Annotated in this window: 18 protein-coding genes; 13 read left to right on the top strand and 5 right to left on the bottom strand. The window is 74.1% G+C overall.

Annotated elements, in window-relative coordinates:
• Window positions 1-182 precede the first annotated feature (182 nt).
• The 5 genes from ACIBIW_RS31155 (at window position 183) to ACIBIW_RS31175 (ending at window position 4,805) form a co-directional block, all read left to right on the top strand.
• A complete protein-coding gene (locus ACIBIW_RS31155) occupies window positions 183-1,442 on the top strand; it encodes an Ig-like domain-containing protein (RefSeq protein WP_399340922.1) in 1,260 nt (419 codons plus the stop codon).
• Window positions 1,443-1,650: 208 nt separating this feature from the next.
• Window positions 1,651-2,901, top strand: a complete 1,251-nt coding sequence (locus tag ACIBIW_RS31160; protein ID WP_399340924.1) for an Ig-like domain-containing protein — start codon at window positions 1,651-1,653, stop codon at window positions 2,899-2,901.
• Between the two features lie 87 nt (window positions 2,902-2,988).
• Entirely contained in the window at window positions 2,989-3,756 is a 768-nt protein-coding gene (locus tag ACIBIW_RS31165; RefSeq protein ID WP_399340925.1) for an enoyl-CoA hydratase/isomerase family protein, read from the top strand.
• 222 nt (window positions 3,757-3,978) lie between these two features.
• Window positions 3,979-4,491 carry an ATP-binding protein gene (locus ACIBIW_RS31170; RefSeq protein ID WP_399340927.1) on the top strand — a complete coding sequence of 171 codons (513 nt, stop codon included), beginning with the start codon at window positions 3,979-3,981 and terminating at the stop codon, window positions 4,489-4,491.
• Between the two features lie 101 nt (window positions 4,492-4,592).
• Window positions 4,593-4,805, top strand: a complete 213-nt coding sequence (locus ACIBIW_RS31175) for an EF-hand domain-containing protein (protein WP_399340929.1) — start codon at window positions 4,593-4,595, stop codon at window positions 4,803-4,805.
• A 66-nt stretch (window positions 4,806-4,871) separates the two neighbouring features.
• Here ACIBIW_RS31175 and ACIBIW_RS31180 read toward each other — a convergent pair whose 3' ends face one another.
• Window positions 4,872-5,714 (bottom strand): ABC transporter ATP-binding protein, encoded by an 843-nt coding sequence (locus tag ACIBIW_RS31180; RefSeq protein ID WP_399340931.1) that lies wholly within the window; start codon window positions 5,712-5,714, stop codon window positions 4,872-4,874.
• 115 nt (window positions 5,715-5,829) lie between these two features.
• On the opposite strand from ACIBIW_RS31180, the gene ACIBIW_RS31185 reads away from it, so the two are divergent.
• Window positions 5,830-6,486, top strand: coding sequence for an NADPH-dependent F420 reductase (locus tag ACIBIW_RS31185; protein WP_399340933.1), 657 nt, complete (start codon window positions 5,830-5,832; stop codon window positions 6,484-6,486).
• A gap of 60 nt (window positions 6,487-6,546) precedes the next feature.
• Here the strand turns inward: ACIBIW_RS31185 and ACIBIW_RS31190 are convergent, their stop codons facing one another.
• Entirely contained in the window at window positions 6,547-7,101 is a 555-nt protein-coding gene (locus ACIBIW_RS31190) for a glycoside hydrolase family 25 protein (RefSeq protein ID WP_399341074.1), read from the bottom strand.
• A gap of 164 nt (window positions 7,102-7,265) precedes the next feature.
• Window positions 7,266-9,815 carry a polysaccharide lyase family 8 super-sandwich domain-containing protein gene (locus ACIBIW_RS31195; protein ID WP_399340935.1) on the bottom strand — a complete coding sequence of 850 codons (2,550 nt, stop codon included), beginning with the start codon at window positions 9,813-9,815 and terminating at the stop codon, window positions 7,266-7,268.
• A gap of 224 nt (window positions 9,816-10,039) precedes the next feature.
• On the opposite strand from ACIBIW_RS31195, the gene ACIBIW_RS31200 reads away from it, so the two are divergent.
• From ACIBIW_RS31200 to ACIBIW_RS31225, 6 genes are all read left to right on the top strand, one after another.
• Complete coding sequence (locus ACIBIW_RS31200; protein WP_399340937.1) at window positions 10,040-11,341, top strand: ArsB/NhaD family transporter; 1,302 nt, start codon at window positions 10,040-10,042, stop codon at window positions 11,339-11,341.
• Between the two features lie 281 nt (window positions 11,342-11,622).
• Window positions 11,623-11,982: a hypothetical protein gene (locus ACIBIW_RS31205; RefSeq protein ID WP_399340939.1), complete on the top strand. Its 360-nt coding sequence runs from the start codon at window positions 11,623-11,625 to the stop codon at window positions 11,980-11,982.
• Window positions 11,983-12,137: 155 nt separating this feature from the next.
• Complete coding sequence (locus tag ACIBIW_RS31210) at window positions 12,138-13,685, top strand: AlkA N-terminal domain-containing protein (protein ID WP_399340941.1); 1,548 nt, start codon at window positions 12,138-12,140, stop codon at window positions 13,683-13,685.
• A gap of 32 nt (window positions 13,686-13,717) precedes the next feature.
• Complete coding sequence (locus tag ACIBIW_RS31215; RefSeq protein WP_399340942.1) at window positions 13,718-14,221, top strand: methylated-DNA--[protein]-cysteine S-methyltransferase; 504 nt, start codon at window positions 13,718-13,720, stop codon at window positions 14,219-14,221.
• Between the two features lie 71 nt (window positions 14,222-14,292).
• Entirely contained in the window at window positions 14,293-15,807 is a 1,515-nt protein-coding gene (locus tag ACIBIW_RS31220) for an aromatic amino acid lyase (RefSeq protein WP_399340944.1), read from the top strand.
• Window positions 15,808-15,952: 145 nt separating this feature from the next.
• On the top strand, window positions 15,953-17,002 hold the full coding sequence (locus ACIBIW_RS31225; protein WP_399340946.1) for an aldo/keto reductase: 1,050 nt from the start codon (window positions 15,953-15,955) through the stop codon (window positions 17,000-17,002).
• Between the two features lie 9 nt (window positions 17,003-17,011).
• On the opposite strand, the gene ACIBIW_RS31230 is transcribed toward ACIBIW_RS31225, so the two are convergent.
• Window positions 17,012-18,214: a phosphodiester glycosidase family protein gene (locus ACIBIW_RS31230; protein ID WP_399341076.1), complete on the bottom strand. Its 1,203-nt coding sequence runs from the start codon at window positions 18,212-18,214 to the stop codon at window positions 17,012-17,014.
• 367 nt (window positions 18,215-18,581) lie between these two features.
• A complete protein-coding gene (locus tag ACIBIW_RS31235) occupies window positions 18,582-19,391 on the bottom strand; it encodes an SDR family NAD(P)-dependent oxidoreductase (protein WP_399340948.1) in 810 nt (269 codons plus the stop codon).
• Between the two features lie 96 nt (window positions 19,392-19,487).
• Here ACIBIW_RS31235 and ACIBIW_RS31240 point away from each other — a divergent pair, with 96 nt between their 5' ends.
• A complete protein-coding gene (locus tag ACIBIW_RS31240) occupies window positions 19,488-20,339 on the top strand; it encodes a helix-turn-helix transcriptional regulator (protein ID WP_399340950.1) in 852 nt (283 codons plus the stop codon).
• Window positions 20,340-20,620: the final 281 nt, after the last annotated feature.

Consider the following 20,620-nt stretch of genomic DNA (forward strand, 5'->3'; position numbering starts at 1 on the left):
CTCACTCCTGGACACTGTCGGCCGGCGGTTTCGGCATCCGGCCGCCCCGCCGTTCTACGTGTTCTGCCCAGCCTGGCCGCCCGGCACGTTTCCGCCGGGGGTGAAACGGCGGCACGGCGAAACTGGAGCCGCGCCGGTCCCGGCAGAGCCCGATCCGGCAGGGCATCACGTATGAATCACATATGAAGCAGAAAAACGGCACAAAACATCTCGCGCCGGTGTGCGCGGGGGCGGTTCTCGGGGCGCTCGCCCTGGCGCTCGCGCTGCCGGGCTGCTCCGCGGGCGGCCCCTTCGGGGGTCCCGCCGCCCCCGACGACGCCATCAGCATCTCCACCGTCGCCCGCCACGCGCGCGTACCCGCCGACGGGCGCCACGCGCGCGTGGCAGCCGATGACGGGCACGCGCGCGTGCCCGTCCGACGGCCCCTGCTGATCCGCGTCCCCGAGGGGCGGCTCACCTCGGTGCGCGTGGTCAAGGACCTCGACGGCCGCCGCTACCAGGTCCGCGGCCGGATCGCCGTCGACGGCCTGAGCTGGCGGCCCGCCGAGCCCCGCCTCGCCACCGACGCCCGCTACTCCGTGACCGCCACCGCGCTCGACGGGCACGGCCGCCGCATCACCCGCCGCGCCGGCTTCGCCACCGAGCGGCCCCCGCACCGCCTCACCGCCCGCACCACGCCCGCGGCCGGCGGCGCCACCGTCGGCACCGGCATGATCTTCTCGCTGGACTTCGACCGCCCCGTCGAGGACCGCGCCGCGGTGCGCCGCGCCGTCAGCGTCACCGCGGAGCCCGGCGTCCCCGTCGCCCCGCACTGGTTCGGCGACAGCCGCCTCGACTTCCGCCCCGAGCGCCCCTGGGAGCCCGGCACCCGGGTCACGCTGCGGCTGCGGCTGCGCGACGTCGAGGCCGCGCCCGGGGTGTACGGCACCCAGCACCGCACGCTGCGCTTCACCGTCGGCCGCGCCCAGCGCAGCGTCGTGGACGCCGCGGACCACACCCTGCGGGTGATCCGCCAGGGCCGCACCGCCACGACCCTGCCCGTCACCGCGGGCGCCGCGCGCACCAGCACGTACAACGGCAAGATGGTGATCAGCGAGAAGCTGCGCAGGACCCGGATGAACGGCCGCACCGTCGGCTTCGGCGGCGCCTACGACATCCCCGACGTCCCGCACGCCATGCGGCTGACCGCCTCCGGCACCTTCCTGCACGGCAACTACTGGGCCGACGACGTCTTCGGCAACACCAACATCAGCCACGGCTGCGTCGGCCTGCGCGACGTGCGCGGCGGCGGCGGTGACACCCCCGCCGGATGGTTCTACGACCACAGCCTCGTCGGCGACATCGTGGAGGTGGTCGGCTCCGACGACCGCGCCGTCGCCCCCGACAACGGCCTCGGCGGCTGGAACATGACGTGGCGCCAGTGGCGCGGCGACACCGTCTGAGCCCGCCACGCGCCCCGCGCCGCACCCCCGCGCCCCCGGGCCCGCGCAGGTCGGGCATGCCCGGGGGCGCGCCGGGCACCCTCAGTTGGAACGGAACGGTGACAACCCCGGGGGAGCTTTCCTGCTCTCCAGTGTGATTAATTGTGGCCATGTGCGCGTGAGCGCTTGAGTGCGGGCCTGACCGGGCCGTGCGAGGGGAGAGAACATCGTGGATGGGCGACCGATATCGGGGGCATCGGTTGGCGGGGGGAAGACGGCGCGGACGGCGCGCGGGCTGCTCGCGCTGCTGCTCGGGGTGCTCCTGCTGGCGACCGCGGCCTGTGGCGGTTCAGGCGGCGGCGGGAAGGACGACGGCAAGGACGGGGGCAAGGGCGGTTCGCACACGGCGGACACCGCGCCCTCCAAGGCCGAGGTGACGGTGTCCCCGAAGGACGGCGCCACCTCCGTCGACACCAGCGGCGCGCTCAAGGTGAGCGCCGCCGAGGGCAAGCTCACCGAGGTCACCGTCAAGGACGACAAGGGCGACGAGGTCCCCGGCAAGATCAGCGCCGACGGCACGGGCTGGCAGCCGGAGCGGCACCTCGCGGCGTCCACCCAGTACAAGGTGCACGCGCTCGCCAAGGACCCCGACGGGCGCCCGGCGGCCAAGGACACCAGCTTCACCACCCTCACGCCGAAGAACACCTTCGTCGGCATCTTCACCCCCGAGGACGGCAGCAAGGTCGGCGTGGGCATGCCGTTCTCGCTCCACTTCACCCGCGGCATCACCCACCCCGAGGACGTCGAGAAGGCCGTCCGCATCACCACCGAGCCCCAGGTCGACGTGCGCGGCCACTGGTTCGGCAACGACCGCCTCGACTTCCGCCCCGAGCACTACTGGAAGTCCGGCACCAAGGTCACCGTCGCCCTCGACCTCGACGGCGTCGAGGGGCGCGACGGCGTCTACGGCAAGCAGGACAAGAAGCTCACGTTCACCGTCGGCCGCTCCCAGGTGTCCACCGTCGACGCCAAGAAGCACAGCATGACCGTGGAGCGCGACGGCAAGGTCGTCAAGAAGGTCCCCATCACCGCGGGCGGCCCGGGACACACCACATACAACGGTCAGATGGTGATCAGCGAGAAGCTGCGGGTGACCCGGATGAATGGCGAGACGGTCGGATTCGGCGGCGAGTACGACATCCCGGACGTCCCGCACGCCATGCGCCTGTCCAACTCGGGCACCTTCATCCACGGCAACTACTGGTCGGGCGGCGCCTTCGGCAACTACAACGCCAGCCACGGCTGCGTCGGCCTCAGGGACGTGCGCGGCGGCTACGACAAGAAGGCCCCCGCCGCCTGGTTCTACGACAGCTCCCTCCTCGGTGACGTGGTGGTCGTCAAGAACTCCCCCGACAAGACCGTCCAGCCCGACAACGGCCTCAACGGCTGGAACATGTCCTGGTCCGACTGGACCAAGTGACCCCGTCCCCACCGGGCCCGGTGCGCGCACGCGAGTGTGACACAGCGCACCGGGCCCCCACGCGTTAACGGCCACTAACCTGCTGGCATGACTGTGCACTTCGAGGTATCCGAGGGCGTCGCCACCTTCCGGCTCGACCGGCCGCCCATGAACGCGATCGACATCGCCATGCAGGAGCGGCTCAGGGAGCTGGCGGGGGAGGCGGGGCGCCGCGACGACGTGCGCGCCGTGGTCGTGCGCGGCAGCGAGAAGGTCTTCGCCGCCGGGGCCGACATCAAGGAGATGCGGGACATGGACCACACGGCCATGGTCAAGCGCGCCCGCGAACTCCAGGACGCCTTCACCGCCGTCGCCCGCATCCCCAAGCCGGTCGTCGCCGCCGTCACCGGCTACGCCCTCGGCGGCGGCTGCGAACTCGCCCTCTGCGCCGACTTCAGGATCGCCGCGGAGGGCGCCAAGCTCGGCCAGCCCGAGATCCTGCTCGGCCTCATCCCCGGCGCGGGCGGCACCCAGCGCCTCACCCGCCTGGTCGGGCCGTCCCGCGCCAAGGACCTGATCTTCACCGGCCGCCAGGCCCACGCCGACGAGGCCCTCGCCCTCGGCCTCGTGGACCGCGTCGTGCCCGCCGACGAGGTCTTCGGGCAGGCGCACGCCTGGGCCGCCGCACTCGCCAAGGGCCCCGCGCTCGCGCTGCGCGCGGCCAAGGAGTCCGTCGACGCGGGCCTGGACGCGGGCATCGACACGGGGCTCGCGGTGGAGCGGAGCTGGTTCGCCGGCCTCTTCGCCACCGAGGACCGCGAACGCGGCATGCGCAGCTTCGTGGAACAGGGGCCGGGGAAGGCGGAGTTCCTCTAGTACCCTGCCGGCCCCCGGCACGCCCCGCGGACCGCTCCCGTGCCCCGCGACCGCCCCGCGTATCCGCGCCAACGCAGTCGGTTACCGCAGGTCACGGGGGTCCGCGGGGTCCGGGCGGCGTCCCGCGCCCCTTTCGCGCCCCCCGCGCCGCCACCGCTCGTACGAGGGGGTTTCCCGCGGAACCGGCCACAGAAGTCCCCCGGGGCCGCCATCATGGTGCGCATGGCGGAGCTTGAGGGTGCCGAGCGTCCACGAGGGCACTCGGGCACGGCGACTGCGCGCTGGTCGCCAGCGGTCGAGGACGAACAGGCACTCGGGGCGATCGAGGAGTACGGGAACCCGGCGGAGCGCGAGGTGCAACTGGTCTCCCGGCCGCAGTCCGCGGCCGTCGCCCGCCGTCTTGCCCAGATGGTGGTCTTACGGCAGTGGGGCCTCAGCCCCAAGACCACCGAGGAGGTCGTGCTGCTCGTCTCCGAACTCGTCGGCAACGCGGTACGGCACACCGGCGCCCGCGTCTTCGGGCTGCGGATGCTGCGGGGCCGCGCCAGAATCCGCGTCGAGGTCACCGACCCGTCAAGCTCGCTGCCCTGTCTCATGCCGGTGCGCGCGCACGACGTCTCGGGGCGCGGTCTCTTCCTCGTCGACCACTACGCGGACCGCTGGGGCGTGGACCTGCTGCCCCGCGGCAAGACCACCTGGTTCGAGATGCGCGTCACCGAACGCCCGGCGCCCTGACGCCTGCCGCGCCCCCGATGCCCGGGGGCGTGATCCGCGCCGCGGGCCCCACACCGTACGCTGACGTCGTCAGCACTCGTATCACGAAGGGGCGGGGACCTGTGGCGGACATCGAGGAGGCGCGCAGGGCCTTCCAGCGCTTCGACCTGGACGGCGACGGCTTCATCACTGCGGCCGAGTACAAGAGCGCCATGGCGCAGATGGGGGACTTCCACGTCACCGAGCCGGTCGCCGAGGCGGTCATAGCCCAGCAGGACAGCAACGAGGACAAGCTGCTGTCCTTCGAGGAGTTCTGGGCCAACCTGAACAAGTGACCCCCTGAGCCTGCTCCGGGCCCGGCGCGAGCACCGCGCCGGGCCCCTCGCGCGCCGGGGCCGCGGTCAGCCGCGCGACCTGCGCGCCCGCACGCTCCAGCGCCCGTCCCGCCGGTCGAGCAGCACCGGATGGTCGAAGCACTTGCTGACCTGGTCGCTCGTCAGCACCTCTGCCACACCGCCCAGGGCGAGCGTCCGGCCATCCCGCAGCAGCATCGCGTGCGTGGTGCCCGTGGGAAGCTCCTCCAGATGGTGCGTGACCAGCACCGACGCCAGCCCCGGATGTGCCGCGCGCAGGGTCTCCAGGCTGTCGATCAACTGCTCGCGGCCCGCCACGTCGAGCCCCGTCGCGGGCTCGTCGAGCAGCAGCAGCCGGGGGCGCGGCATCAGCGCCCGCGCGATCAGCGCACGCCCCCGCTCGCCCTGCGACAGCGTCGGCCACCGCGCCTCGGCCCGCGCCGCAAGACCCAGCGTCCCGATCAGCCGCTCGGCGTGCGCCACCTCCGCGTCGGACGGCGTCCACCGCGGCGGGCGCTCCACGCTGTTCGTGAGGCCCGTCAGCACCACGTCGCGCACCCGCAGCGGCGAGCGCAGCGGATGCCGCGGGTTCACATGGCCCACGTACGCGCGCAGCTCCCGCAGGTCCACCCGCCCGAGCCGCCGCCCCAGCACCTCCACGAGCCCCGACGTCGGATGCGTCAGCGCCCCCAGCATGCTCAGCAGCGTCGTCTTGCCCGCCCCGTTCGGACCCAGCAGCGCCCAGTGCTCGCCCGGCCGCACCGTCAGCGACACGTCGTCGAGGATGGGCCGCCCGTCGCGTACCAGGCACACCCCCTCGGCGCGCAGCAGGGCGGAGGCGGCGGCAGGCTCCGCCTCCGGGTCGAGGCCGGGCAGCAGTTCGTCGTTCACCCTCCGACCGTACGCCCCGCCCGGCGGGCGCCCGTCGGGGGGACGGGGCGGAATAGCTCCGCGGCGTGCGCGGTTGCCGGGTTCTGCCACGCGATCGCCAGCCTCGGAGGGCACCATGAAGATCGGAATCATCGGCGCAGGCAACATCGGCGGCAACCTCGCCCGCCGCTTCACCGCCCTGGGACACGACGTCCGTATCGCCAACTCCCGCGGCCCCGAGACCCTCGCGGCCCTCGCCGAGGAGACCGGCGCCACCGCCGTCACCGCGGCGCGGGCCGCGGACGGCGCCCAGGTCGTCGTGGTCACGGTCCCCACCGGCGCCGTGCCGAAGCTGCCGGCCACCGTCCTCGACGGCGCCGCGCCCGACGTCGCCGTCATCGACACCACCAACTACTACCCGCAGCGCGACGGCCGCATCGCCGCCGTCGAGGAGGGGGCCACCGAGAGCCGCTGGGTCGCCGACCAGCTCGGCCACACCGTCGTCAAGGTCTTCAACGGCACCTACGCCCAGGACATCCTGGACAGACCCCGCCCGAAGGGCGACCCCGAGCGCATCGCGCTGCCCGTCGCGGGCGACGACGCCGCGGCCAAGCGGCTCGTACGCGACCTGCTCGACGAGATCGGCTTCGACTCCGTCGACACCGGCACCCTCGACGAGTCCTGGCGCCAGCAGCCGGGCACCCCGGTGTACGGCCTGGCGGCGGGCGCCGAGGCCGTCACCGCGGCCCTCGCCGAGGCGTCCCCGGAGCGCGGCCCGCAGTGGCGGGCCTGAAGCGCCGCGGGACCCGGCCCCCGGCTGCACACCGCGGGGCCGGGTCCCCGGCCCGACCGCTCAGCCGCCCGTGGCCCACTTGTGCATGGCCTCCGTGGACGAGAAGTCGGCCACGTTCTTGTCCAGCGGGCTGCTCGTGTACTGGTGGATGCGCCACGTCGCCTGGATCTTCGGCTTGCCCATCGTGGTGTAGTCGGCGATCCACAGGCCGTCGCCCGCGTACGACGTGGTGTCCCTGTTGAGCCAGAAATCGCGGTTCGTGTACAGCAGCACCCTGTGCTGGGGGCGCAGCTTCTTCACCTCGCGGATGAAGGAGTCCTTCTCGCCGTTGGACGCCGCCGTGCCGTCCCCCGTCCACTCCCAGTCGACCGCGAGCAGGTCCTCCTCGACGGACGCGCACTTCTCCACGAAGTACTCCGCCTGGGCCTTGATGTTGCCCGGCCACAGGAAGTGGTAGAAGCCGACGACGCAGCCCGCGTCGCGCGCCTGCTTGGCCTGGGACGACTGTTTGGGATTGATGTACGAACGGCCCTCCGTGGCCTTCACGATGACGAACGAAAGACCGTCCGTGTTGAACGACGACTGATACGAACTGACGTCGATGCCCTGGAGCATCAGCATCGCCTCCTGAACCCGGGTCATGGAACCCCCGTGACGGAGCGTTCCCCCTCCGCGAGGTTTCGACCCTCATCCACCCCACGTTGCCTGAACGAGTGAGAGCAATACGGTTTATTTCGGTCCAGGGCGGTTTCGGCGGCCCCTTGTGCGTCACGCGCGGGTCAACGCAGCGTCACGGTCAGGGTGGCGCCGTAGGTCTGATGGGTCGTCGCCTCGACCCGCACGCCGCCCGCCGTCCCGCGCACCCGCACCCCGTCGTCCGCGGCGACCACGCGCCGCGCGCGTCCGCGCAACACGGCCGTGACGGTGGCCCGTTGGGTCGTCGGGTCGGACAGGGCGAGGGTGACGGTGCCGTCGCCCCCGGTGCGTACGAGGGCGGACGCGGGGCCCTCCAGGGCGAGTTCGCCCACCCGGTGGGTGCCGTGGGCGAAGGTGTTGACGGCGAGCAGCCCGAGCGTACGGTGCCGGATCGCCTGCATACGCGGGGAGTTGGCGAGCACCGCGAGCGGGCCGTGCGCGTACCGGCGCAGCCGCTTCTCGTCCGCGTGCGGCACGAGGGCGTGCGCGAGCGCGATATGGCGTGCGCCCGGGGCCTGTTCGTGGCCGACGGAGAACACCTGCTTGGTGACGGCGGTGTCGGGGTTGGCGGCGCGCACCGCGCGGCGGCTGCGGGTGACGGTGTCGAGGCGCACCGTGGGCCTGTGGGTGCCGTCGAGGAAGACGTAGCCGAGCGCGTGCGTGCCGTCGCCGTAGCGCAGCCAGGCGAGCGGCGCCGTACCGGTGCCGCTGAAGCGGCGGCCGTCGCGCAGCCGCCCGGTCAGCGACACGGCGGCATCGGGGGCGGCGATACGGGTGTCGACCGTGGTGGTGGTGCCGCGCCCGGCGCCGTCGCCCACCCCGGCGGCGAGCACCACGATCTCGTCGTCGAGCAGGAACCACGACTTGGTGGCGTCCGCGCCCCGGTAGGCGACGAAGTCGGCGGGCAGCTCCCCGGCCCGCGCGGCGGCGTACGCGGCGTCGTCGGACTGGACGAGGGCGGCGGTGGCGAAGCGCCCGAGGACGGCGCCGCCCGAGTGCGGGCGGGTGGCGCGCGGGAAGTAGACATAGGTGTTCTGGGACTCGGAGGACGAGGTGAAACCGGCGTCGGGGTTGTCGTACCACTGGGTGCCGTACAGCTCCGGGACGGTCCTGCGGGTCTCGACGGGGGCGGTGACGCCGCCGAGCCGGTAGGGGGAGACCGCGGTGTAGTGGTCGACGCCGTACGCGGTGGACTGGTCCTGGCCCGAGAGGTAGAGGTAGTGCGCGCCCTCGCCCTGGAACCACGGCATGAGGTTCTCGCCGCTCATGTACTCGTACTTGCTGACCCGGGTGGAGCTTCTGGCCAGCGCGAACGCGTATCCGGGGCGCCGGTGCACGGTGCGCTCCATGGCGTTCAGGGCGTGGGTGGAGCTGGTGGGGACCAGGTCGCGCGGGACGGTCGCGGGGTCCGCGGCGATGTCGGCGTAGCGGGCGACGGTGACGGGGGAGGCGAAGGCCGCCGGGTCCAGGGGCGCCTTGGCGGTGGCGGCGATGTGGGCGGCGTAGTTCCTGAGGGCGGCGGCGTCGTCGCCCTCCGCGTACGCGGAGAGGTCGACGACGGCCTCGACGACGGTGGCGGTGTCGGCGTAGCCGGTGCCGGTGCGCGAGACGCCGCGGCCCTTGACGATCTCCATCATCCAGCCCTCGTAGATGACGGGCGCGAAGGCGTCCGAGAGCCAGCCGCGCGCCACCCCGGCGATCTCGTCGGGGGTGGCGTAGTCGGTGCCGTCGAGGAGCTTCACGGTGCCGGTGACACGGCTCAGCAGCCCGGTGCCGTACGAGCCGGTGTAGGCGACGGAGGCGTGCTGGAGGAAGGAGCCGTCGGCGTAGAAGCCGTCGGTGACACCGTGGCTGAGGTGGTACGGGTCGATGCGCGCGAGGACGGTGAGCTGGTCGGCGACGGCCTTGGTGATACGGGCCGCGTCGCCGGTGACGGCGCCCTGGAGGATGCGGTTGGTGGTGATGTCGGCGAGGTTGGCGCCGGTGTGGAAGCGGGAGTCGAGGTCGACGTCGCCGTCCTTGCCGTTGCGCAGGTAGCCGTCCATGGAGGCGATGTAGGCGGCGGTCAGCTCGGGCTGCGCCGCGGCCAGTTGGGCGGCGAGCAGCAGCAGCGTCCTGCTGACGTGCTGCGAGATGCCGATCTCCCAGTTGAACCAGTTGCCGTAGTAGCCGGTGGACTGGTCGCCGTAGTACGCGGTGTGGAGGGTGGCGAGGGCGTCGACGACGCGGCGCTGGACGGCCGCGTTGTCGCGCAGGTCGGACGCCGCGGGGCCCGGGGTGCGGGTGGCGAGGGCGATCTCGTACAGGTACTGGCAGGTGGTGGTGAGCTTGGCGTCGTCGGAGCCGAGCGCGAGGCCGGAGAAGATCTCGCCGCTGCCCGCCGCGTCCATGGCGGCCAGCCTGGAGTACGCGGTGTCCTCGACGGCGGCGAGCTTGGCGGCGACCTCGGGACGGGCGTTGGACTCGTCGGTGCCGGTGAGGTCGGCGAGGGCGTTGGCGGCCACGCGCTCGGCGTCGGAGCCGGGGTCCGCGGCCGGGGCGCCGTCGGCGGCGCGTGCCCGCAGCGGGGCGGCCGCGGCGAGGAGGGCGGCGGCGGGGACGGTCGACAGCAGGGCACGGCGCGACAACGGCACGGCTACGCTCCCAGGTTGGCGCGAAAACGTTGCCGCATCCAAGCAAGCGCTTTCCGGCGGTGTCAATGAAACGCGCGTGTTCCGGTGCCCGCAGGGGCGCCGGGGGCGGGTGTCGCGTCGACGCCGGTCCGGGGCTTAAGGTGGGCGGCGGTGTGCCGGGAAGTCTGGTCGGCGATGGAGAGACGTGATCCTTCGTACCGATCGGGGCCCCTGACGTGTCGCAGATGGACGGCTGGCAGAGCTGGGCGGCGGTGGCCGTCTTCGTGGGCGCCTACGCGCTCATCATCACGGAGCTTGTGCACCGGGTGGCGGCGGCGCTGGCCGGCGCGGGCCTCATGCTCGCGATCGGGGCGACGGACGACGGCTCCGCGTTCTTCTCCAGCGAGTCCGGCATCGACTGGAACGTCGTCTTCCTGCTGATGGGCATGATGATGATCGTCGGTGTGCTGAAGCGCACCGGCCTGTTTGAGTTCCTGGCGATCTGGGCGGTGAAACGGGCCGGGGCGAGACCGTTCCGGGTCATGGTGATGCTGATCGTGATCACCTCGGTGGCGTCCGCGCTGCTGGACAACGTCACCACCGTGCTGCTGATCGCCCCCGTCACCATCCTGGCGTGCGAGCGCCTCGCACTGCCGGTGACGCCCTACTTGATCGCCGAGGTGCTGGCGTCCAACATCGGCGGCACCGCGACCCTGGTCGGCGACCCGCCCAACATCATCATCGCGGCCCGGGCCGGTCTCAGCTTCAACGACTTCGTGCTCTCCCTGGCGCCGCTGGCCGTGCTGCTCGTCGTGGCGCTCGTCGTGGTCTGCCGCGTGGTGTTCCGCTCCGCCTTCCGCTACGACGAGGAGCGCGCCGCCGAGGTACTGGCGCTCGACCCGCGCGACGCCGTGCGCGAACCACGTCTGCTCGCGCAGGGGCTCGCCGTCCTCGCCCTGGTCGTCGCCGGGTTCGTGCTGCACCCGGTGCTGCACTACGAGCCCAGCGTGGTGGCGCTGCTCGGGGCGGGCGTGCTCGTGGCGGTCGCCCGCACGGTCGCGACGGGGGACGTGCTCGCCGAGGTCGAGTGGCCCACCCTCGCGTTCTTCGCGGGCCTGTTCGTGATGATCGGCGGGCTGATCGAGACCGGGGTGATCGCCGAGGTGTCGCGCGGGCTCGCCCATCTCGTCGGCGACGGCGAACTGGGCGGCTCCATGGTGCTGCTCGGCGGTTCCGCGGTGCTCTCGGGCGTCGTCGACAACATCCCCTATGTCGCCACCATGGCGCCCGTCACCAGCGACCTGGTGCACGGCATGGGGGGCGGGTCCGACCATCCGATGTGGTGGGCGCTCACCCTCGGCGCCGACCTCGGCGGCAACGCCACCGCCATCGGCGCCAGCGCCAACGTCGTCGTCCTCGGTATCGCGGAGCGCCATGGAACGCCGATCAGCTTCTGGCGGTTCACCCGGTACGGGCTGCTGGTGATGCCGCTCACGGTCGGCATCTCCGCGCTGTGGCTGTGGCTGCGCTACTTCGCCCTCGGCTGAGCGTCCCGCCGACGGTGGTCTCGCCTCCCCCGTCGGGGACTTGGGGCCCTGTGGGCCCGAACCGCCGCTTCCCGCGCCCGAGTCGGCCCGTTTCGCGGCGCCGCCTGCGGGACTGCTTCCGGCCGCTGACACGGCGCTGATGCCCGAGCGTGCCCGAGCCGCCCGCGGGCGCGTCGGCGCATGTCGCGGGCGTGGCGGGCCGGTTGCGGCCCCTCCGGAGCACGGGGGCGGACACCGGGTTCGCGGCCCGTGGCCCCGGGCGGCTGGCTATGGTGATGCGTATGGATGCCCGTCCCACCGACCCCGCAGAAGAGTGGCCGCTGCCGCCCGTCTGGATGTTCGACTGCCGCGTCTGTGTCGAGCTGTACAAGGACATGAAGCGCGCCCCCGAAGTCGTGGACGCGGCCTTCGCCGAGGGCGGACCAGGCGTCGACCACGACCCGATGGACGCCATCGTCAGCACCCAGATCCGGCTCTCGCAGCACATCGCCACCCGGCACACCGAGGAGGTCCCGGAGGCCGACAGCGGCTGCGAGCGCTGTGTCACCGACGTCACCGGCGGCCAGATGCCCCGGGCCCTCGTCCTCGAACACCGCGCCCGCCACCTCTTCGCGCCCCCGAGCATCGTGGGACTGATGTAGCCGCCCGGCGCCCGCGCCCCGTGTGGTGCCCGGCCGGTGCGGACCGCGGCACCCCCGGTGCGCGAAGGGCGTACGGGTGTGGGGCAAGGGCGGCGGTTGAACACCATGTCGTTTTCTCGCCAGCCACCGCCCCCACCGTGGGCGATGCTGGTGCCATGTCCACCGACCACGCAGGCCCCCGCGGGGGCCCGGGCGCCACCGCCGCCCCCCACACGCCCCGGGCCGCGGGGGAGGGGCTGGACAGCGAGCGGTGCCTGCGGGCCGTGCAGGCCAGGGACACTCGGTTCGACGGGGTGTTCTTCACCGCCGTCACCAGCACCCGTATCTACTGCCGCCCCGGCTGCCCCGTCGCACCGCCCAAGCCCGAGCACATGCGGTTCTACCGCAGCGCCGCCGCTTGCCAGCAGGCCGGATACCGCGCCTGCAAGCGGTGCAGTCCTGACAGCAGCCCGGGCTCCCCCGAGTGGAACATGCGCGCCGACCTGGTGGCCCGCGCCATGCGCCTGGTCGCCGACGGCGTCGTGGACCGCGAGGGCGTGCCGGGACTCGCGGCGCGCCTCGGCTACAGCACCCGGCAGATCGAGCGGCAACTGCGCGCGGAACTCGGTGCCGGGCCCCTTGCCCTGGCCCGCGCCCAGCGTGCCCAAACCGCGCGGCTGCTGATCGAGAGATCGGCGCTCCCCATGTCCGACATCGCCTTCGCCGCGGGCTTCTCCTCCATCCGCGCCTTCAACGACACCGTCCGCGAGGTGTTCGCGCTCACCCCGAGCGTGCTGCGCACCCGCGCGCCCCGCCATGGGACGGGCCCTGCGGCCCCCGGAGTGCTCGTGCTGCGGCTGCCGTACCGGCCGCCGCTCAACCCCCACAACCTCTTCGGGCACCTGGCCGCCACCGCCGTACCCGGGGTCGAGGAGTGGCGCGACGGCGCCTACCGGCGCACCCTGCGGCTGCCGTACGGCCACGGCACCGTCGCGCTCGCCCCGGCCGACGGGCACATCGCGTGCCGGCTCGCCCTCACCGACCAGCGCGACCTGACGGTGGCGATCAGCCGCTGCCGCAGGCTGCTCGACCTCGACGCCGACCCCGTCGCGGTCGACGCCGGGCTCGGCACCGACCCGCTGCTCGCGCCCCTGGTGCGCAAGGCGCCGGGGCGGCGGGTGCCGCGCACCGTCGACGAGGCCGAGTTCGCGGTACGGGCCGTCCTGGGGCAGCAGGTGTCCACCGCCGCCGCCCGCACCCACGCCGCCCGCCTGGTCGCCGCGCACGGCGAGCCCGTCACCGACCCCGAGGGCGGCCTCACCCACCTCTTCCCCACCCCCGAGGCGCTGGCCTCCCTCGACCCCGAAACCCTCGCGCTGCCCCGCAGCCGCCGCGCCACCCTCACCACCCTCGTCGGCCGGCTCGCCGACGGCAGCCTCGCCCTCGGCCCCGGCAGCGACTGGGAGGAGAGCAGGGCGCGGCTGTCCGCACTGCCCGGCTTCGGGCCCTGGACCGTCGAGGCGATCCTGATGCGCGCACTCGGCGACCCGGACGCCTTCCTCCCCACCGACCTCGGACTGCGCCGCGCCGCCGCGGCCCAGGGCCTGCCCGCCACCCCCGCCGCGCTCACCGCCCGCGCCGCCGACTGGCGCCCCTGGCGCGCCTACGCGGTCCAGTACCTCTGGGCCACCGACGACCACCCGATCAACCGCCTGCCCGACTGACCACGCCACCCACGGCGACAGAGGACCGCACCATGCCCGCCACCGAGCACACCCTCATCGACAGCCCGTACGGACCGCTGACCCTGGTCGCCACCGACGGCACCCTCAGCGCCCTCTACATGACCGACCACCGCCACCAGCCGCCGCCCGAGACCTTCGGCGAGCGCGTCGCCCCCGACGCCCCCGCCTTCGTGCCCGCGGTGCGCCAGCTCGACGGCTACTTCGCGGGCGAACTCAGGGAGTTCGACCTGCCGCTGCACATGGACGGCACCCCGTTCCAGCGGTCGGTGTGGGCGGGCCTCACCCGCATCCCGTACGGCGAGACACGCAGCTACGGGGAGCTGGCCGAGGAGCTGGGCCGCCCCACCGCGGTCCGCGCCGTCGGCCTCGCCAACGGCAGGAACCCGATCAGCATCATCGTCCCCTGCCACCGCGTCATCGGCGCCGACGGCAGCCTCACCGGCTACGGCGGCGGCATCGACCGCAAGCGGCGGCTGCTGGAGTTCGAGCGGGGCGAGGAAGCGGCCCTCTTCTAGGCCGACGCCCGGTCGCCCGTCGGCGGGGCGAGGTGGACGCGGGGCGGCGCGGTCGGCTACCGCTGGCTGTCATGACCGACACCATCGCCATCGGGCGGCCCGCCGACCTCGACGCCGCCGCCGTGCTCCGTATCGCCCGCGGCGCGGCCGTCCCCGTGCTCACCCGCGAGCTGACCGGACGCGTCGAGGCGCGCCGCGAGACCGTGCTCGGGGCCCTCGCCGCGCAGGGGCCCGTGTACGGCGTCAACACCGGGATGGGCGCGTTCAGCGAACGCCGCCTCGACGAGGCCGAGCAGTCCCGCCACCAGGAGTCCCTGATGCTCGCCAGGTCCGTCGGCGGGCCGCCGTGGCTCACCGCCGAGGAGACCAGGGCGGTGCTCGCGGTCCGGCTGCGCACCCTGCTCGCCCCCGAGAGCGGCGTCAGCGCCGTGCTCTGTGTGCGTCTTGCCGAGATGATCGCCCGCGGGGTGCTGCCCGCGCTGCCCCGCGACGGGCTCGGCTCGGCGGGCGAGATCATCCCGCTCGCCCACCTCGGCGCCGCCCTCGGCGGGCGCGGCGGCGTACTGCCCCCGCCGGGCGCCGCCACCGACCCGGTGCCCGCGGGCCCCGCGCTCGCCGCCGCAGGGCTCGCCCCGCTGCCGCTCGGGCCCAAGGAGGGGGTGGCGCTGATCGAGGGCGTCCCCGTCACCACCGCGCTCGCCGTCCTGTGCGCCGACGCCGCGCGCACCGCGCTGACCCAGGGACTGCACACCGTGGCGGGCGAGTTCGCCCTCACCGGCGCCTCCCGCGACGCGCTCCACCCCGCGCTCGGCCGCGCCGACCCCGTGCTCGCCGACGTCAACGGCCGCCTGCTGGCCCTCGTGGGCCCCCAGCACGGCGCCCGCGGCCTGCAACCCCCGGTCTCCTTCCGGGTGTCGGGCCAGGTACTCGCCCAACTGGCGCGCGCCACAGGACTGCTTGAGGACGCCGTGCGCCGCGCCCTCGACGGGGTGACCGACTCGCCCGCGTACGTCGACGAGGACGGGACGGGCCGCTTCCTCGGTACCCCCGGCTTCCACGGCTACGACCTGGCCTCCCAGGCGCATGTGCTGACGGTGGCGCTCGTCGGGGCGGCCGAGCTGGGGGCGACCAGGCTGCACCGGATGATGGACGCCCGGGTGAGCGGCCGCACCGCCCAGCTCTCCCCGCGGCCGGGACCGCACGCGGGCGTCTCGCCCGTCCACAAGCGCGCCGCGGGAGTGGTGCACGCGCTGCGCCGCCTCACGGCCCCCGCCACCGTCGGCACCGTGGAGGGCTCGGGCGGGCAGGAGGACACGCAGTCGTTCTCCGTGGAGGCCGCCGAGTGCTGCCGCCGCGCGGCCCTCGGCCTGGCGGACGTCACCGCCTGCGAACTGCTCGCCCTGCACCAGGCGCGCCGCCTCGGCGCCGTACCGCCGCCCGGGACGCAGGCCCTGGCGCGGGCCCTCGACCTGGCGGGCGAGCCGCTGCCCGACACCACGGAGGACCGCTTCTTCGGCGAGGACCTGACCCGGCTGCGCGCCCTGCTCGCGGCGGGCTGGCCCGGCCCCGGGGCGGCACGGGCGTGAGCAGGCGTACGGGACGGGGGTGAGCAGACGTACGGACGGGGGTGAGCGGGCCCGCGGCGCACCCGCCTCTCCCGGCTTGCCTTCGAGCGTGCTCGAAAACGTAGGCTCGGCCCCGTCAGCACCACGGGTCACATGGGGGAACGGCATGCGCTACCGCGCTCTGGGCGGCACCGGCATCGAGGTCAGCACCTACTGCCTCGGCACCATGATGTTCGGCTTCATCGGCAACTCCGACCACGACGACTGCGCCAGGATCGTGCACGCCGCGCTGGACGAGGGCGTCAACTTCGTCGACACCGCCGACATGTACTCCTCCGGCGAGTCCGAGACCATCGTCGGCAAGGCGCTCAAGGGGCGCCGCGACGACGTGGTGCTCGCCACCAAGGTGCACTTCCCGATGGGGGAGGGGCCGAACAGGGGCGGCAACTCGCGGCGGTGGATCGTGCGGGAGGTCGAGGACAGCCTGCGGCGGCTCGGCACGGACTGGATCGACCTCTACCAGGTGCACAGGCCCGACGCCACCACCGACGTCGAGGAGACCCTGTCGGCGCTGACCGACCTGGTGCGGCAGGGCAAGATCAGGGCCTTCGGCTGCTCCACCTTCCCCGCCGACGAGATCGTCGAGGCGTACCACGTCGCCGAGCGGCGCGGGCTCCACCGCTTCCGCACCGAGCAGCCCCCGTACAGCCTGCTGGCGCGCGGCATCGAGAACCGGCTGCTGCCGGTGGCCGGGCGCCTCGGCATGGGCGTGCTGACCTGGAGCCCGCTGGCCTCCGGGTTCCTGACCGGGCGCTACCGCAAGGGACAGCAGATGGATCTGTCCCACGGGCGCGCCGTGCTCAACCCGAACCGCTTCGACCCGGAGTCACCGCTGACCGCGGCCAAGCTCGACGCCGTCGAGCAACTGGTCGCGCTGGCCGAGGAGATGGGCTGCACGCTGCCGCAACTGGCCGTCGCCTTCCCGCTCGCGCACCCGGCAGTCACCTCGGTGATCATCGGCCCGCGCACCATGGAGCAGCTCCGGGACAGCCTCGCGGGCGCCGAGCTGGTGCTCGACGACTCCGCGCTCGACCGGATCGACGCGATCGTGCCGCCCGGCACCGACGTCTACCCGCCGGACGGCGCCTGGACCCCGCCCTCGCTGACCACCCCCGCCATGCGGCGGCGCGCCCCGGGGGACAGGGCCGCCGCCTGACGCGCCGGGTCAGCGCCGGGCGAACACCCCGATCCCGTTCGGCACCGGGCGCTCCGCGATGCCGCCCGGGTGGTTGCGGACCGTGACATGGCCGGCGCCGGGGGCGCGGGTGACCAGGGTGGTGGAGCCGCCGCCGTCCAGGTTGACCGCGTCGTCGGCGCCGAAGTCCCGCATCACCCGCGCCAGTTCCGCGACGGTCAGCCCCGCGCTGTCCTCCGCGGCGCCGTCGAGCGCGAACAGGTAGAGGCGCCGCCCGTGGTCGCCGAGGCCCGCGGCGGTGCGGGTGGCGGCGGTGGCGTCGTCGAGGCCGGGCAGCGGCGCGCCGCCGCGCAGCACGGGGAAGCCGCCCACCGCGAACCGCAGCGGCACGGGGTGGCGCGCCGCCAGCCGGTACGAGAGGTGCACCGGGGTGCCGGGGCGCAGTCGGCGCAGCGCGTCCGCGCCCCGCTCCCTGCCCACCAGCACCGTGGTGCCGCGCGCGATGGCGCCCGAGCCGAGCCGCGCGGAGCCGGACACCACCCGGCCGCCGCGCACCGCCACCTCGTACGCGTCGGGGGTGCAGGGGTCGGCGCGCACCGTGTCGCTGCCGCAGGCCGCGCGGGCCCGGGAGACGGTGCCCCAGTCGGAGGTGTAGGCGCCGACGCCGTTCTGCGGCACCGCGTACTGGTTGAGGCCGCCGAGCGGCAGCACCCCGCGCGTGGTCAGGGCGGCGCCCTTCAGGGTGAGGGTGTCGAGCCTCGCCCTGCGGTCCACCCCCACCCCGATGACGTCCCGGGTGCCGGTGCCGACGGGCAGCGCGGGCCCGAACCGCTGCCCGTCGGGCACGGCCGCCTTCAACTGGCGGCCCGCGGCGATCTCGGGCCCGTCGCTCGAACCGGTGGGCTCGATGCCGGGGTGGGTCTCGTCGATGTTGAAGAAGTCGCCGTTGACCCCGGCCACCGCGCCCTGCCCGTCCGCGAGCGCGGAGACCGGCTGCCTGTCGGTCACCGAGGTGCCGTGCAGCAGGTCGACCGACACCCGCGGGTTGCGCAGGTCCACCGTGACCAGATGCCCGTTGACCCGGCCCTGGGACGCGGTGAGGGAGACGTCGCGGTACCCGACGCCGGGCGCGAGCCCGCGCTGCCGCCCGACGGCCGACACCACGGAGGGCGCCGCGCTCGCGGGCGTCGCCGCGGCGAGCCCCGCGCCGAGCAGCGCCGCGCACGCGGTCAGCGCCACCGCGGCCGACCGTGGGGACGGGCGGCTGCGCGGCGCCCCCGCGCGCCCGGTGAATCCGGCATTTCTGACACCCGGTACCGAAACCACGACCACTCTCACCCCAGACGTCTCGTCACATCACGGCATGCACACGAGACTTCAGCACGGCACGCGGTCCTGGGGAAGAGGACGGGGCGGGTGTTGACCGGGAGTGCGGGAAACGTTCACGGGCGTGCACCGTGGCGCGCGGCGTGGCGCGGTGCCGCGCGGCGGCCGGGGCCGGGGGCGGCGGGGCGTGCGACCGTGCGGCGGTCGTCGGGCGGTGGGGTGTACGGGGCCGGTGGCCGGAGGCGTCGTACGGGGCCCGTGACCGGTGGCCCGGTCAGGCGCTGGCGCCGCCGTCCACCGGGAGCACCGCCCCGGTGACGAAGGAGGCACGGTCGCTCAGCAGCCACGCGGCCGCCTCGGCGATCTCCTCCGGGGTGGCCTGACGGCGCAGCGGGGTGCGGGAGACCAGCATGTCGGCGAAGCCCGGGGCGGCCACGTCCTCCCACGCCCGCATCATCGCGGTGCCTGTGTTGCCCGGCGCGATGGCGTTGATCCTGATGCCCTCGGGCCCGTATGTGAGGGCGGCGGACTCGGTGAGGCTGTTCACGGCCCGTTTCATCGCCCCGTACACGGGGAGTTGGGGGTTGCCGCGCAGGCTGCCGACGCTGGAGTTGTTGACGATGGCGCCGGTGCCCGCGGTGGCGCGGATCGCGGCGACCTCGGCGGCCATCGCGAGCCAGGGGCCCCGCAGGTTCACGGTGTAGAGCAGGTCGAACTCGGCGGTGGGCACCGCGTCGAGCGGCGTCGGCGGGGTGAACGCGGCGCCGTTGTTGAAGGCGGCGTCGAGCCGCCCGTACAGCTGCACGGCGCGGTCCACGGCCGCGCGCACACTCTCCTCGTCGGCCAGGTCGCACACCGCCAGGTCCGCGGTGCCCCCGGCGGCCCTGATCTCCTCGGTGACGTTCTTCAGCTCCTCCTCGGTACGTGCCGCGAGCAGCACCCGGGCGCCCTCCCGGGCGAAGAGCCGGGCCGCGGCGGCGCCGATGCCGCGCCCGGCGCCGGTGACAAGGACCGTCTTCCCGGCGAGCAGGCCCCCGGGGGCGGTGTCGTGGGCCGGTGCACTGGTGGTCGTCGCATGGGTCATGGCGGTGAGCCTGCTCCGCCCGCCCCGGCCCATCCAGGCACCGGCGGTACCTGGATGGGGACCGGCCGCGGACGCACACTGGACAGCGTGGACCGTATGGACAGAAGAGAGCTGGCCGCCTTCCTGCGCAGCAGGCGCGAGCGGATCGCGCCCGCCGACGTGGGCCTGCCCGCCGGGCCGAGGCGGCGCACGCCGGGGTTGCGCCGCGAGGAGGCCGCGCGTCTGGCGTTCATCTCCACCGAGTACTACACCCGGCTCGAACAGGGCCGCGCCCCGCGCCCCTCCCGTGAGGTGCTGGCGGGCCTCGGCAGGGCGCTGCGGCTCAGCGACGCCGAGTCCGCCCACCTCCACCACCTCGCGGGCGCCCCGCCAGGACCGCCGCCCGGGCCCTCGCGCGAGGTCGGGCAGAGCATCCTCGACCTGCTCGAACGGCTGCCGCAGGCCGCGGCGACGGTGATGTCCGCGACCCTTGAGGTGATCGCCTGGAACGATCTCGCGGCCGCCCTGATGGAGGACTTCTCCGCCGTCCCGCGCCGCGACCGCAACCTGATGCGCCGGGTCTTCCTCGGCACCGAAGGACAGGGGCCCTGGCTGTACGGGGTCTCCGACATGCGGTCGTTCGCCTGCCACGCGGCGCGGCGGCTCAGGGCCACCGCCGCACGCTACCCGGGCGACCCCGAGGTCACCGCGCTGGTGGCCGAACTGCTCGCCGGGAGCGAGGACTTCGCCGGGCTCTGGGCCTCGCACGACGTCGCGTCGCAGCCCGCGCTCCGCAAGACCTTCCGGCATCCGGTGGTCGGCCCCGTCACCCTCAACTGCGACGTCCTCGACATCAGCGACCGCGACCAGAGCCTGGTGATCTACACCGCCACCCCCGGCTCCTCCGACGAGGAGGCCCTGCGACTGCTCTCCGTCCTCGGCACCCAGCGCATGGACGTGCCCCGGTGAATTCCCTGGCGGTGACTGCCCGGTGGTGATTCCCGGGCAGTGGTTCCCTGGCGATGCTTTCCCAGTGGTGTTCTCCGGCGGTGGACTCCGTGACTGTGAACTCCTCGACGAGGGTGTCTGCCTGATGGGGCGTCAGCCAGTCTCGTGAGGGGCGCCGTGCCGCACGGATGTCGGGCGGGCGGTGCCGCTTCCCCGACGCCCGTCTGGTGACCGTCCCGCGCCTGTCGTGGGACGGTTCATGGCACGCGCCCCCACGGCGCGCCCCCCCCACGGAGGAGCGG

Source organism: Streptomyces sp. NPDC050560 (assembly GCF_044457285.1).
Classification (GTDB): Bacteria; Actinomycetota; Actinomycetes; order Streptomycetales; family Streptomycetaceae; genus Streptomyces.

Bases quoted from the DNA above. Each gene is read 5' to 3' on its own strand.
- ACIBIW_RS31165 (WP_399340925.1), top strand. From the start codon at position 2,989: ATGACTGTGCACTTCGAGGTATCCGAGGGCGTCGCCACCTTCCGGCTC.
- ACIBIW_RS31215 (WP_399340942.1), top strand. From the start codon at position 13,718: ATGCCCGCCACCGAGCACACCCTCATCGACAGCCCGTACGGACCGCTG.
- ACIBIW_RS31210 (WP_399340941.1), top strand. From the start codon at position 12,138: ATGTCCACCGACCACGCAGGCCCCCGCGGGGGCCCGGGCGCCACCGCC.
- ACIBIW_RS31185 (WP_399340933.1), top strand. From the start codon at position 5,830: ATGAAGATCGGAATCATCGGCGCAGGCAACATCGGCGGCAACCTCGCC.
- ACIBIW_RS31155 (WP_399340922.1), top strand. From the start codon at position 183: ATGAAGCAGAAAAACGGCACAAAACATCTCGCGCCGGTGTGCGCGGGG.
- ACIBIW_RS31200 (WP_399340937.1), top strand. From the start codon at position 10,040: ATGGACGGCTGGCAGAGCTGGGCGGCGGTGGCCGTCTTCGTGGGCGCC.
- ACIBIW_RS31225 (WP_399340946.1), top strand. From the start codon at position 15,953: ATGCGCTACCGCGCTCTGGGCGGCACCGGCATCGAGGTCAGCACCTAC.
- ACIBIW_RS31240 (WP_399340950.1), top strand. From the start codon at position 19,488: ATGGACAGAAGAGAGCTGGCCGCCTTCCTGCGCAGCAGGCGCGAGCGG.
- ACIBIW_RS31170 (WP_399340927.1), top strand. From the start codon at position 3,979: ATGGCGGAGCTTGAGGGTGCCGAGCGTCCACGAGGGCACTCGGGCACG.
- ACIBIW_RS31235 (WP_399340948.1), bottom strand. From the start codon at position 19,391: ATGACCCATGCGACGACCACCAGTGCACCGGCCCACGACACCGCCCCC.
- ACIBIW_RS31190 (WP_399341074.1), bottom strand. From the start codon at position 7,101: ATGCTCCAGGGCATCGACGTCAGTTCGTATCAGTCGTCGTTCAACACG.
- ACIBIW_RS31205 (WP_399340939.1), top strand. From the start codon at position 11,623: ATGGATGCCCGTCCCACCGACCCCGCAGAAGAGTGGCCGCTGCCGCCC.
- ACIBIW_RS31220 (WP_399340944.1), top strand. From the start codon at position 14,293: ATGACCGACACCATCGCCATCGGGCGGCCCGCCGACCTCGACGCCGCC.